This is a genomic window from Terrimonas ginsenosidimutans (genome assembly GCF_022012415.1).
GTDB classification, from domain to species: Bacteria; Bacteroidota; Bacteroidia; order Chitinophagales; family Chitinophagaceae; genus Terrimonas_A; species Terrimonas_A ginsenosidimutans.
This window is the reverse complement of the sequence record NZ_JAKLTR010000006.1, coordinates 1-12,508: the sequence shown is the minus strand read 5'-3', so window position 1 is coordinate 12,508 and position 12,508 is coordinate 1. Positions and strand designations below refer to the sequence as shown.

The window sequence follows — 12,508 nt, the reverse complement described above, 5'->3', positions numbered from 1 at the left end:
ACGGGCTTCTGCTTCCTTCAGATAGTTTATTTCCGCAAGATTTCAATCGTGGGGGGAAGAATGGCCGGATACACCTGGTCAGGATATTCGATCATAATGAATGCCTGCCAGCAACCTTCAATTTGTCCGCCCACGATTGAAATCGTGGGCTGTAGCACAACCCTAATGGATGGTGCAATTAAACCTGGCAGCTATCAGGTTGATTAATATCCCCGTTGCAGCATTTGCGATAGCCCACGGTTTCAACCGTGGGGAAATGAATGGCCGGACATATCCATAGGTCTCTTCATTTCCCTCTATCAGTCCGCCCACGATTGAAATCGTGAGCTACAGTATGAGACAGTAAATTCTTCAACTCCTCCGAAAGTTTGGGTAACGATTAGCCCTATATCGAATTTGTATTTCTCTTTTTGGAATGAAACTTCTTTTATAGGCGGCGTAAAGTCTCCCCTGAAGGGGGAGATTTAGAGGGGGCCTTACGCAAGTCCAAATAATCGAACCGTTAGCCAACTTCGCCTAAAAGCAGTGAAACCTCCCCCAAAGAAAGATCACACACTTTCTTCCATTGCCATCATATCAATGATCTTCCCGGCGCCTGTTCTGATCATTCCACCTCCATTTTTCAGAGTAACGATCTCCCATTCAATCCCGATGGACAAAACATATGTCAACCGTGCCATGGCCGGTTTCACCGCCGGTGCCGGAAGTGTCAGCTCAAAGCCCTGACTTTCCCGCGGCTGATTGGAAGGTATCCAGTCTGTTGTTGCCATCGCAGGCATAACACTGAAACATTCCTTTTTATTTGCTTCATTGTACAGCTGATCCGCCACCAGGTTTAGTGATATGAGCACTCTGTACTGCGGAACCGGCCAGGGCAGGAATACACTGACGCCCTGTATCAAGTCCGGTAATTGTATCAATGCAATGCCTTTCACCGGATCGATCGAATACTGCAGCGGATGCCGGATAATACTATCAAACGTGTTTTTCCTGTTTAGGTCAAAGCCGGCGAAATAAGAGGGATGCTGCGAGATCAGCACGTTCCGCTGCCCGCGTGCGCTCACTGGATCCAGTTTCTGGATCTTTCGCGAGAGTGAAGTAAGTTTAGGAGTGAAGTTGAAGGTAGCCAGATGCCTGATGTCTCTAAGGCAGTGGCGAATTGCCCCGGCTGCATACGAAGACAGCATAAATTCGCTGATATTCTCCTGCACACGTGGCTGGAGTTCCTTCACCTTTTTGCCGGACCGCGAGCGTCTTGCTCTTACCCTGATCTCATCAGAGTCTTTCATGCGATAAGCACTGAACAGTCCAACTGTTCCCGTGAATTGTAATCCATTTTCAAGCTTTCCCATATTGATAAGGTTTGTTGTTTACAGTCTGCCTGAGTACGGATGAATTACAGCATTGATACTGTTCAACTATAGCGATGTTATGCCAGACTTATCACCTATAGCCAGCATAGAATCAACTAAATTGTATACATCAAATAGTATGCACAGAATTATCAGATAATTAAACCGTATCTAATTAAGGACGTGTTATATACCTGTTATATACTTCTTATATACTGGTTATATACGGGATAGTGGCATATATACAGTATCTGATTAATATAGATATACCAGATTTCTGGTACCTGCATGGTAGGTGAACTGTATTGTATCTGACTAATTATCAGCCCGTTGATAGTGCAGTAAGTACTAAAGGAACGGCCTAAGACTGACAGGGCCCGGTAAGGCTGGTCGATGTCAGGCAAAATAGACCGGAAAGGAATGCAGATTTTTCCGCGGGTCTTTGTGTGGTTATCGGATACGGTCATATCCTGAAGGAGCGGAGGGTAGAATGGATATATGCCGGTCTGTTGCCAATTGTTACTGAAATTGCTAAATTCACTTCTGCTTCAGAACCTTATCCACCCACTTCCCTTTTTATTTATGGATCAGTTTCTTTAGTGTGAGCATATGCTGTCGCAAAGTTTGTGAGTGGGGTGCACGAAGTGTGTTCTGCGATCAGTTAACATCAATGTCGTTCAGTTAAAAGATCCCCCCCTTACAGTAGCTAGATGGCGGATGACAGATGGCTGCATTTGGATGGAAGCTGTTACTGTTAATTGAAAATGACACTTCACGAAGCGATAGAAAAACTTTTGCGACAAGCCGGAGAACCACTATCAACCCCCCAAATTGCCGATGCCCTGAATAAGAATGGCTGGTATCAGAAAAAGATGGCCCGGTAATTCAGGCATTTCAAATTCAGGGCCGGACAAGAAACTATACAAATATCTTTGACCGTGATGGCGCGACAGTTTCATTGATCGGACGAACAATCACAAAAACAAAAACTGAACTAACGGCAATGCCGGGTACTTTTAAGCAACCTGCAAAAACGAATTCAACAGATCTCAAAACTTCATTCGAGCCAATTTCAAACGCCGACACGATGATTTTGATCTTAGGGACATTGCCTGGCGACAAGTCTCTTGAACTTGCGGAATATTACGGACATTCAAGAAACAGATTCTGGAAGATCATTTCTACAATTACCGGCAATGATTTGCCACTGACGTATGAGGACAAGAAAACACTCTTACTTAGAACTAAAATTGGGGTTTGGGATGTGGCTCATCAGGCAACCAGAAAAGGTAGTCTGGACAGTGCGATCGAAGGCGAAGAACCAAATGACCTCGATGGTTTTATTGACCGGCATAAGAATTTGAAAGTTATCGGATTCAACGGTATGAAATCACAGGCTTTATTCGATAAATATTTCGATAGGAAAAATGGCATAAAGTATATTTATTTACCAAGTTCAAGCCCCGCTAACGCAGGTATTGACTTTGATAACATTTGCATACATTGGCGACAATTATTGACCGAATAGTTGAAGCAGGGCTGATAGTATATACTGCTGGCAGCGGATTTTCCCCGATCGCCAGTTGCAGTAAGTTCTGAACCTTTATCAAAACTGAATGTCATTATCAAGGCTGTTAATATTACTTTATGTGATCGTATTTATCAACTCGTCTTGTCGGCAAAAGGCAAGTGTCGAAGGGGTCTGGAAGCCATTCAAAGTAAAGATCTGGGATAGCTACCGCGATCACTTCGCCCTGATAGACCTGTATTCAAAAAGCTTCACCTATTCAGACTCTGTCATGCAGAAAAGGGAGATGAGACCGGTCCATGAGATTGACTCGATTATGGACAATATGCTAACGTGCTACTTGTCGCTTAATAAACAGGGGCATTTCGAAATGAACGACCATGCATTTTTCACACAGGTTATTTCAGACTCTGCCTGGCAGGGACTGAAAACCGGTACCTGGGTGAAGACAAACTCTTTACTGGAGTTAACCCAAGAAAGCAGTTTGAAGAAATGTTTCAAAATTATAGATCAGTCAGAGGAGACCTTAACGCTCGGTGAACTTTATCAGTGCAGCGACCGTCCAATAACAGAGATCTTCCTCCGGCGGCAAAATACTTCTGCCAACATGTAGTCTGCTGAAAAGCCTAAGCGACAGATGTAATAAACAAAGAGCCGTCTGATTTTAACCCTTGCATTCCCTGTGATTTTTTAGTCGGCTGCAGATTGGAGTTTGAAGAGGTTATTTTAAGTTAAACGCTGAGTAGGAATATCGAATTGATATCAATTCCCCGTGTTCATTGGTAGATGGAACGATTCCCATGTTAATACATATACTTCGAGCATGAAAATTCAATCTATCGTCATCTTAATAATTTCAATTGTTTTTATGTCTTGCAGTGAACCAGGAAAAGATGAGCCTCGGGAAGTGGAGTATAAGGATGTTACCTTAGTTGAGATCGAGGATGATATCGAACCTCCGCCTCCCGGTCTGGATACCCATTTCAAAAGCGTACAAGAATGGTTATGTAGCATCTGCGACGCTGAGAAGCCGGACAAGTCTATAAGTATATTCAAGATCGGATTGTTTGAGTCGTCAGATGGGAACATGCTTTACCTGGCGGGGGTGAACAAATACGAAAACGGCGACACTTCTCATACGCGTGTTGATTTCGAGCCCTCTAATATGTATTGCAGGCTTCCGGAAAGTGGGTACAAGGATCTGAACCGGGAACAATTGCTCGTCAGACTGACGGGTGAGTTAAAGGCATTTACAGGGACGGAGAAGTTCAGGAATTCTTTTCTTGCGACATCCAATACAATTATTTTCGAATCAAATGGGCAGGTGATCTGGGCGAATAAATAGATCTTTCAGGAGAAAATATAGGTCATTTTGAGAATTAGTTTGCAATGGATGGCTTGATATTATGTGATATCAGCTAAGTAAAACGTTCTTTTAGCCTCGTTAGGTGAATAACTGTTAGCTTTTGTACCTGAATTCATCAGAATATTTTTCGTCACTAGCGGCAATCGGAGTTCAGAATGATACCTGTCGGCTGATTTGATCTCCCTCTTATTTTTCAGATAAAAATGGATATTTATCAAATAAGCCAATATTGGACTGATCACGAAGAAGAGCTTTGTAAGTTTGACTCATTACAATTGAAAGACCCACGTCTTTTAAGATCTACCATTGATTTTCTGATCAATTGTGGTCTACCTCGAAATTGTGCTCCCGGTCTTTCCTTTGAAACGTACAATGATGTCGCTGTTCCCACATCCAACACCGTTTTCAATATAGACATTGATGGGCTGGATTCGTACTTCATGATTGGGAGTAATGGCTGTGGTGATCCTGTGTGTGTAGACTTAGACCATGATAACGAAATTGTCTACCTGAATCATGACAACTACTTCGACAGGATCTTTATAAATAGTTCAATTCACCAGTTGGCTGAATGTATTATCAGGTACAGGAATTTTTATCTTTCCTTAGACTCGAGATTCGAGAACAATATTTTTGCAAAACGGAAATTTTCAGATGATGAGTTTTATAAAGTATCTGGTGATTTTAAAACGATCGATGCGAAATGCCTGGAAGAAGACGCCTGCTGGAAATCAGAGTTGGAATACCTGGTTTGGGAAAGGGATAATGAATAGGACTTCCGAGGATAGTATGACTTTTTCAGCAATCCTGACTGATAAATAACTCAAAGCAATCTGCGCACCTGGCGATCAGGCCACAGACAGCAAATAAACAATGACAGAAGATCTAAAAATTTCGATCGAAACACTCTACCGTACGTTTTCAGTCTATCCTTTCAGAAATGAAATGGAAGTTTGCCAGTGCTGTTTTTCTGAAGCTGACAAAGAGAAACTATATTCAAAGCATTTAAAAGACCTGGAAACAGACGACCTCTCCGGATTTGCATTCAAAGCGATGACGACCTGGGGTGGGGTAGATGACTTCAAGCATTTCTTACCAAGAATATTTGAACTTTTAGCAGCAGATGATTTTACCGGTGATGCTTTTGTCGTGTTGGAAAAACTGGAATATGGTAAATGGAAAGAATGGCCGGAAATTGAAAAAGATGCGATCATTGGATTTCTTTGGGTCTGGTGGGAAGATATGGTCAGGAGTAAACCTTATTTTGACAAAGAGGCTTTTACCGGAATATATAAGTTAACGGATGACATTGATCGTTTGCTCGATATTTGGACCATAGACTTGAATGACCATAGCTTTTCAAATTTTGTTGACTTTGTGTACAGCTATTTTAGTGATCTCAAAGGAAAACGAGCGGAGTTCAAAGATTTAGACAATGCCGAAATTGATAAAATAATAAATTGGACAAAGGCAAACTCCGGATATTTTGAAACCGGCTTTTTTTATTTTTTGGATAAGGATAATGAATTGGCAGAGAAAGCGTCAATTGCTCAATTTATATTCGAACATAGCGGAGTTAGAGGAAACTAAGTTGCCACGGTAAAGAATATCAAGACTACTTATTTTTGAAAATAGAATTTGACCGGCAATAAGAAGTGTATGTACATCCTGCAAACCATAAAGGGACAATTTTAAAATGACATTTGTTTATTTATGGTAGGGACGAATGGTACAAGAAGACCTGCTGATTACTGGCTAGCGAAGAAAAAAATTTCCTTGAACCTATGACTTTCTGGGCGAATTATATTTTGATTTACGGATTTTCTCCAGTGAGTAATTTGGGTGATCAATGACCAGCGAATGTATGTTCCGATTAGTTCAAAACGGACATTTATGATTAACTAACGACAAATGAAATGATGAACAAAAAATTGATAAGCGTTTCAGGGAGAATTTTGGTGAACAAAGAGGTGGACAATGTATTTGATTTTTTTGCGAATCCTGGTAACGACAAACTCTGGCGGGCAGAAATAAACAACAGCATATTAGACGGGCCATTACAACCAGGGGTGATCATATCCGAATATTCCAATCTATCAAAAAAAGCATCCAATAATTTACTGAAGCTACAATGTGTTCAGTTTGAAAAAAATAATAATGCAGTTTTTGAAACGACCGGCAGTGAAAGGTTTTATCTGAAAAGTCAGCGAATGGTGAGAACTGTGTCCAAAAGTTCGACCGAGCTAACGTATAAACTTGAGTTTGATAAGAGCATTGTTAAATTCGCGACCGGTTTTAGTTTGCCGGGTTTTCTCATTTCCTTTAAAGCAGGAAGTGATTTGAAAAAGTACTTGCGGAAATTGAAAACGAGAATTGAAAGTACTTGATCAAGGCTTTTCCAATTTAGTAGCATTCGTATTGAGTCCCAGACAGGCTGCACAGAATAGAAAGCATTGCAGATAGATACTGTGATGGCCCTCGAGGCTTTATCTGGTTATGTGTTAGCTATTATACAAAATGATGCGGGATAGTGCAGCTGAATCTCCCGTTATCTGCAGTATCACTGACTTTTTTATCACTGACGTTATGATCATCTACCAGCGAGATATTAGGACGAGGCTTCTTAGTTTACAGTTTACTTTTTTCATTTTGGCGGCAATATGTTTTTGGGCTTTCAAATTCCAGTATGACACGGTGGGATGGCTTGTTGTCGTAATTTTTATCACCTTGAGCATAGTTGTTACCAGAGACTTTCGTGTAAAAACGGACTCGTTCTCAATATCAAAATATTATTTCTTCGGCTTAGTCAAAATAACATGGAGTTTTCGTAGAGGAGAAGCTATTAACGCATTTTCTTTTGACCCTGATTTTGGGCAAGATGGAGAAGCTCCGTCGTTGGAGGATCCTAACATGGAGCTGGGTTGTTTGTATTTGGTCTTTGTGACTTTATCCCCGCCTAAAATTGCCAAAAGGGAATTTAAGATCGAAAAACTGAATGAATTAGGGCAGCGTTCACAAAGCGTGAATATGTGTTTGTTCAAAACTGAATTCAATCATCTCCAAACATTCCTTAGGCAAGAGTAAAATGCTCTGTGCAAAAAAGGGCTTTGGGTGATGAAGGTAGATGAACTAATTGATTTATTCCATCGGTACGCCGGGCGCCAATGCATTTGTTTTCGGGGTAGTCAGAATTGAGGTTGCTGCCACTTCTTCTGCCCCTCATGATCGAAATTTCAATAAGGAGCACGGTTAGATATTGGTATACATAATAACTACGAAACCCCAACAGGCAGCTTGAAAAAAGCTGAAGGAGTGATGTGTAAAGTATGTTTGTTGGCTAAAAAAAATGGAGACCGTTGATCAAGGATACATCAATTTAGTTTTATGGAAATGTATGAACTAACAAACGAACAAAGAAAATACTTTGGCCTTGATCCAATCAAGAGCGAGTGGGATAGAGTTCTTTTCAGTGGTGATACATACCGGCCCGAAAGTGTTTTGTATTATGAAAAGGATACCATTAAAAGGCATATTGTATCGACTGGAAATGAATATTTCGAGAAACAGTATGATGAACCCACCATGGAGCGGTCGATTCTTTTGCCCAACACTGACAAGGGGAAGCAAAAGAAATTGAGTGCTTCCGTATTAGAACAACGTCAGCCAACCGGGGTGTATTTGAGTGTTAAGGGTGGTGATTTGACGATAGGTAATTACAATACCCAAACGACGTTCTATTCTAGCAGCTGGGATAACGAGCAACAATCAGAAAAAGATATACCCGAAATTGTAGAGGAGTTTATCCGTAATTCACCGGAAGATCATTTTAGTAAGATAGAAGAGTTTAAACAACTGGAAAGGCGTAACATAAAATTCAGGTCGGGAGATTACTTCTGCTTTAAACTGGACAGGGTGAATTACGGTTTTGGACGGGTGCTTCTTGATGTGAATAAAATCAGGAAGAAGAAATTGTTAATCGATTTTCATGGGTTGGGTTTATTAATGGGACCTCCCGTTATAATCGAATTGTTTGCTTTCAGATCCTATAGCAAGCATATCGATATAAATATACTGGATGAACAGGCCAGATTGCCGTCGGATGTAATGATGGACAATTTGCTTCTATATGGGGAGTTTGAAATAATTGCGCACAGGGATTTAAAAGATGAGGAATTTGATTTCCCCATTTCGTATGGCCGCAGTATTGATCAGCGGAACGTGGTATTTCTGCAGTGGGGTTTGATCCATAAAGAGCTGCCCCTGGATAAATTCAATAAGTATTTGACGGGGGAGAAGCAATTTGATAACAATCCATACGGTTACTATTCTATCGGGTTCAGGCCACATTACTACAGCATTGAAGTGTTAAAAGCGATTCATAATAATGGTATATACAGTTTTGATAACCCGGGCCATTATAAGAGTAAATGGGATCTGCGCAATCCCCGGAACAAAGAGATCAGAAACGAGTTATTCCGGGTTTTTGGACTTGACCCCAATAGGAACTATTTTGAAAATTCAATGTTGACCGGAACTCAATTGCCAGGTGAATTGATCAGGCAGTTAAAGTAGATAAAGGAGCGGGAGTAAGGGCGGGTGAGTAAGGAGAGGGCTGACGAAAGTATGACGTGTGTCCTGTAGGCTTGAGGACGATCGCTGAACGCGGGTGTTTCTTTGTTGATCCCGGACATGTCGGAGATTAATCGCCATGAGGACCAGGACAGTCGAAATAAACATAAACATGAATAATCTATGACGGATAAACTTACAACAATCAAGCCTTTTCTTTCTGTAAATGACGGAAAGAAAGCTGTAGCATTCTATATCGCTGCATTTGGAGCAGTGGAAGCAAAAAGATTTGAAATGCCAGAGCAAAAAATCTCCTCGGTGATCCAGGTCGAAGGCGCGGAATTTTATGTAGCTGACGAAGAGCCGCAGAATGGAAATCTGAGTCCGGATCCCACCTCTCACAGTCCGGTAAGGATAATTTTACAAACTGAAAACGCGGATAAACTATTTGAAAGCGCACTCAGGTTTGGAGCCACGGAGATCTGCCCGATGACAACGGAAGAAGACTGGCGTATAGGTAAACTGAAAGATCCGTTTGGGCATGTTTGGGAGATCGGGTTTACGTTATGACATCGCAGGTCAGGTGTACAGGGATTTTTACAGGGAAAGATCCAATGTTGCGAAAATATAGGGTTTAGCCTTTTATCAATGGCCGGCATTCGAATAAGGCTTGTTTGGGTTGCACAGGCGTTTTGGTTTGATAAAAAATCAAAGGTCTGCGACTGCGGGTACTGCTGGTTGGGGGAAGGTCCCAATCTGTGAAATTGGAATGGTCGCTTTTCCAAAATGGAATTTATGAGGAAGATATTTTTAATTAATTTTTCTTTGATGGAGAGAATCGCAGATAAAAAGAATGGAATAACTACGGAGGATGCAGCGGGTTTTTTAACCGGAGTGGAGCTCTTTTTTCTGGCACTGGTCGGTGAATTTATAATTATCAGGCTATTACCCATTAGCGTAAGCCTTTGGTTTCTACTTGGTGTAATGATGGTGCTGTGGTATATCACACATTATCGAATGCGTAAAACCTTCCGAAAAAGATATCTGGAACTCGATATCAGAAAGGATTATAAAGGGCTCAGCCCTGGCAGAAAAAGGAGGTATCTGATGCTGAGTATATTGATCTTTCTGGGAATATTTTTATTCTTTTTTGCGATGAGTGTGATGTTAATAGGAGGATATTTAAAATGATGTTGTATCGGGAGCTTTTTTTTGGGGGGGATAACTTGATTCCAGGAGGATGGTCGGCTGCCTTAGATAGAGTGGGTGAGATACAAAGAGAAACTAGTGACGGGTTAGGGTATTATTGGAATCCTTACAATGGGAGAAATTATTCTATCATTAAAACCTAAGCTGACTTTAAAACAAATACACACATAAGAATGTTGACTTTTATTGACAATTTGTACTATCGATTTTATAGGTTTATTCTGAGCCTGGGTGAAGAATCCATACCAAGATACAATGCCGTTTTATTATTATCCATTCTTTCAATTTTGAACTTTATTACAGTTGTTGGTTTAATAATAATAGTTACAAGAAAAATCATTATTGTTGATTTGCCGAAAGGTTACTTATATATAATAGGACTGTTGATTGTTGCACTTAATAGCTATAGAGTTTTTGGAAATAATCGGTACAAAAACATTGAAGATGGATTTAAGAATGAGAGTAAAGGAGCCAGAACAAGAAACAATCTGTTAGCAGTTACATATATTGTTTTAACAATACTGCTTTTTGTTGTATCGTTAGTATGCTTAAATAGTAATCCTATAGTAAAAAAATAACAAAATTTGACTATAGCATTGTAAAAGTAAAAGCCCGGCATACGCCGGGCTTTTACTTTTACAATGCTGCGATATTTTTATCAAAGAAGTCCTTGAACTTTTATTGGTTAGCATCTTGTCGATAAGCTTAAAGATGGTCTGCTTATCGTCTTCATCTAGCTGCTGTATCAACCTCATCTGCTCGACAGCGGTCTTGTCTTCAATCACCACTTTCTTTGGAATCTTCCCATCAGAGTTAATGATCTGATCAGTGGTCAGGTTAAAGAGCTGCACCATTTTTTGCAGCTCCTCGATGGTGAGGCTGCGGGTTCCCTTCTCAATCTTGGAGTAAGCGGACTTATCAACACCGATATCTGCGGCGACGTCGATATGCAGCAATGCCTTCACTTTTTTCTTTCAATTGAAAATAAAAGCTATTACTTTTAGGGCTGTAGCAGTTCTTTGAGTGAAACACCCAAACCGGTTCCCCAAAAATGGATGGGGCGTTAAAAATGGGTTGACAGTTATTATCCGTTTGGGTTGACGATGGCTGGAATATCAAGTAAGGCGTTAAACTGTGGAGGTGCTGAGAATAAGTATAAATACAACGGCAAGGAAGAGCAACGACAGGAGTTTAGTGATGGTAGTGGATTGGAATGGCTGGATTATTGCGCGCGCGCGTATGATAACCAGATTGGCAGTTGGACTGCTATCGACCCGATGGCTGAAAAGACATTAAACCTCAGTACATACAATTACGGTAATAATAATCCTGTATTAATGGTCGATGAGTTCGGAAAGTATGCGGTGACAGTTCACTATAAGACCACCTATGATCAACTAATTAAAGCGTGGTATACGCACGAGATAGCTGATTTAATAGCTCACTATGCAAGTATGTATGCTGACCACCCAACTAACACGGTACTTCAATCCGATCACTTAGCCCATCCACATCCTAGAAACTTATTCCCGCCAACTGACTATAGAAGAGGGATCGACTACTCTAAAACTGCCGAATCGCAAGACGAAAAAAACAGTAAATGGCATTCTATGATGAGTGACCAGGAGGCCGAGGATGGTATGACTGAGTTGCAGGCCATGGAAAAAGGGTTGGAGTTCGGCTGGGATAATATTTTTGATTCAAATGGAGGGTATGACTTGGGGAAACCAGGTCAAGGGCTGCATGCTTTACAAGATGCAATAGCTCATAGAGGTATAAAAACCAGTGACCATTTAGGTTGGAACTGGTCAAGCGCCAAAAAACTTGTGAACGATTTATATGGTTCCACATATGAAGCAGCAGGACTTACACGATCTGCTTTGATAGTGCTGGATGTTCTCAATGGTAAAAGCGGCAATCTTAAAAGCGGAGAAGTATTAGATTTTAGGGAGATGTCAAATGAGCAATTAAGGCAATTCTTAAATGCTTTGTGGAAATTGGGTTTCACAGGGACGGCAAATAATGGAGGCTAGTTTATGAAAGCGTTGATTATTATTTTAAGAGTTTTTGTAGGAATCGCATTAAGCGCGGTTTTATTTCTTTGGTTTGCCGCTCATGCAAGTGGTCATAAAATACCTAATGCGACAGACCGGTCATTTACTAAAACTACTGTTCTGCTTTTATTTCTGCTTTTGATTCTTTTATTTATCAAACGCAGAAAATAAAGTATTCAAACTTTTAAACTAATACGGCTTTATTGTATCAGGCGAATTGCCAGAGGTAGATCACTAGATTTTTTTCGTTCGCCAAATCTCTTGAATAGAGTACGCAGGTATGAGAAGAAACGTAATATAGACATGTGACCAGCTATTCTTCTATAGCAGATTTTCCATGGTCTCGATAACTCATCACCCGTGTATTTCACATAATATCGATCAAGAATGGGAGAGTATAAAATGTACATATACCATTCCGTAATAAAAA

General features: G+C 40.7%; 13 protein-coding genes and 1 pseudogene. 12 read left to right on the top strand and 2 right to left on the bottom strand.

The window, feature by feature from the left end; translation table 11 throughout:
• Positions 1-548 precede the first annotated feature (548 nt).
• The gene (locus tag LZZ85_RS10600; RefSeq protein ID WP_237871440.1) at positions 549-1,352 is read right to left on the bottom strand and encodes a hypothetical protein; all 804 of its coding nucleotides are present in this window, start codon (positions 1,350-1,352) and stop codon (positions 549-551) included.
• A gap of 1,003 nt (positions 1,353-2,355) precedes the next feature.
• Between LZZ85_RS10600 and LZZ85_RS10595 the strand changes: the two genes are divergently transcribed.
• The 10 genes from LZZ85_RS10595 (at position 2,356) to LZZ85_RS10550 (ending at position 10,006) form a co-directional block, all read left to right on the top strand.
• Positions 2,356-2,880: a DNA-deoxyinosine glycosylase gene (locus LZZ85_RS10595; RefSeq protein WP_237871438.1), complete on the top strand. Its 525-nt coding sequence runs from the start codon at positions 2,356-2,358 to the stop codon at positions 2,878-2,880.
• A gap of 88 nt (positions 2,881-2,968) precedes the next feature.
• Complete coding sequence (locus LZZ85_RS10590; RefSeq protein WP_237871436.1) at positions 2,969-3,493, top strand: hypothetical protein; 525 nt, start codon at positions 2,969-2,971, stop codon at positions 3,491-3,493.
• 255 nt (positions 3,494-3,748) lie between these two features.
• Positions 3,749-4,225 (top strand): hypothetical protein, encoded by a 477-nt coding sequence (locus LZZ85_RS10585; protein ID WP_237871434.1) that lies wholly within the window; start codon positions 3,749-3,751, stop codon positions 4,223-4,225.
• Between the two features lie 224 nt (positions 4,226-4,449).
• Positions 4,450-5,019, top strand: coding sequence for a hypothetical protein (locus LZZ85_RS10580; RefSeq protein ID WP_237871432.1), 570 nt, complete (start codon positions 4,450-4,452; stop codon positions 5,017-5,019).
• A 100-nt stretch (positions 5,020-5,119) separates the two neighbouring features.
• Positions 5,120-5,836 carry a hypothetical protein gene (locus LZZ85_RS10575; protein WP_237871430.1) on the top strand — a complete coding sequence of 239 codons (717 nt, stop codon included), beginning with the start codon at positions 5,120-5,122 and terminating at the stop codon, positions 5,834-5,836.
• 326 nt (positions 5,837-6,162) lie between these two features.
• Positions 6,163-6,633, top strand: a complete 471-nt coding sequence (locus tag LZZ85_RS10570) for an SRPBCC family protein (RefSeq protein ID WP_237871428.1) — start codon at positions 6,163-6,165, stop codon at positions 6,631-6,633.
• Between the two features lie 199 nt (positions 6,634-6,832).
• On the top strand, positions 6,833-7,330 hold the full coding sequence (locus LZZ85_RS10565; RefSeq protein ID WP_237871426.1) for a hypothetical protein: 498 nt from the start codon (positions 6,833-6,835) through the stop codon (positions 7,328-7,330).
• 300 nt (positions 7,331-7,630) lie between these two features.
• Entirely contained in the window at positions 7,631-8,818 is a 1,188-nt protein-coding gene (locus LZZ85_RS10560; protein ID WP_237871424.1) for an immunity 26/phosphotriesterase HocA family protein, read from the top strand.
• Between the two features lie 180 nt (positions 8,819-8,998).
• Complete coding sequence (locus LZZ85_RS10555; protein WP_237871422.1) at positions 8,999-9,385, top strand: VOC family protein; 387 nt, start codon at positions 8,999-9,001, stop codon at positions 9,383-9,385.
• Between the two features lie 225 nt (positions 9,386-9,610).
• Positions 9,611-10,006, top strand: coding sequence for a hypothetical protein (locus tag LZZ85_RS10550; protein WP_237871420.1), 396 nt, complete (start codon positions 9,611-9,613; stop codon positions 10,004-10,006).
• Positions 10,007-10,572: 566 nt separating this feature from the next.
• Here LZZ85_RS10550 and LZZ85_RS10545 read toward each other — a convergent pair.
• On the bottom strand, positions 10,573-10,989 hold the full coding sequence (locus LZZ85_RS10545) for a helix-turn-helix domain-containing protein (protein ID WP_237871418.1): 417 nt from the start codon (positions 10,987-10,989) through the stop codon (positions 10,573-10,575).
• A gap of 129 nt (positions 10,990-11,118) precedes the next feature.
• Here LZZ85_RS10545 and LZZ85_RS10540 point away from each other — a divergent pair.
• Both LZZ85_RS10540 and LZZ85_RS10535 read left to right on the top strand, forming a co-directional pair.
• Positions 11,119-12,057: pseudogene (locus tag LZZ85_RS10540) on the top strand (RHS repeat-associated core domain-containing protein); the annotation flags it as partial.
• Between the two features lie 3 nt (positions 12,058-12,060).
• Entirely contained in the window at positions 12,061-12,249 is a 189-nt protein-coding gene (locus LZZ85_RS10535) for a hypothetical protein (RefSeq protein ID WP_237871414.1), read from the top strand.
• Positions 12,250-12,508: the final 259 nt, after the last annotated feature.

What these genes read in the sequence shown, in the direction of transcription:
- LZZ85_RS10600 (WP_237871440.1), bottom strand. Translation starts at nt 1,352, where the DNA reads ATGGGAAAGCTTGAAAATGGATTACAATTCACGGGAACAGTTGGACTG.
- LZZ85_RS10580 (WP_237871432.1), top strand. Translation starts at nt 4,450, where the DNA reads ATGGATATTTATCAAATAAGCCAATATTGGACTGATCACGAAGAAGAG.
- LZZ85_RS10550 (WP_237871420.1), top strand. Translation starts at nt 9,611, where the DNA reads ATGAGGAAGATATTTTTAATTAATTTTTCTTTGATGGAGAGAATCGCA.
- LZZ85_RS10590 (WP_237871436.1), top strand. Translation starts at nt 2,969, where the DNA reads ATGTCATTATCAAGGCTGTTAATATTACTTTATGTGATCGTATTTATC.
- LZZ85_RS10560 (WP_237871424.1), top strand. Translation starts at nt 7,631, where the DNA reads ATGGAAATGTATGAACTAACAAACGAACAAAGAAAATACTTTGGCCTT.
- LZZ85_RS10570 (WP_237871428.1), top strand. Translation starts at nt 6,163, where the DNA reads ATGATGAACAAAAAATTGATAAGCGTTTCAGGGAGAATTTTGGTGAAC.
- LZZ85_RS10585 (WP_237871434.1), top strand. Translation starts at nt 3,749, where the DNA reads ATGTCTTGCAGTGAACCAGGAAAAGATGAGCCTCGGGAAGTGGAGTAT.
- LZZ85_RS10595 (WP_237871438.1), top strand. Translation starts at nt 2,356, where the DNA reads ATGCCGGGTACTTTTAAGCAACCTGCAAAAACGAATTCAACAGATCTC.
- LZZ85_RS10535 (WP_237871414.1), top strand. Translation starts at nt 12,061, where the DNA reads ATGAAAGCGTTGATTATTATTTTAAGAGTTTTTGTAGGAATCGCATTA.
- LZZ85_RS10565 (WP_237871426.1), top strand. Translation starts at nt 6,833, where the DNA reads ATGATCATCTACCAGCGAGATATTAGGACGAGGCTTCTTAGTTTACAG.
- LZZ85_RS10555 (WP_237871422.1), top strand. Translation starts at nt 8,999, where the DNA reads ATGACGGATAAACTTACAACAATCAAGCCTTTTCTTTCTGTAAATGAC.
- LZZ85_RS10575 (WP_237871430.1), top strand. Translation starts at nt 5,120, where the DNA reads ATGACAGAAGATCTAAAAATTTCGATCGAAACACTCTACCGTACGTTT.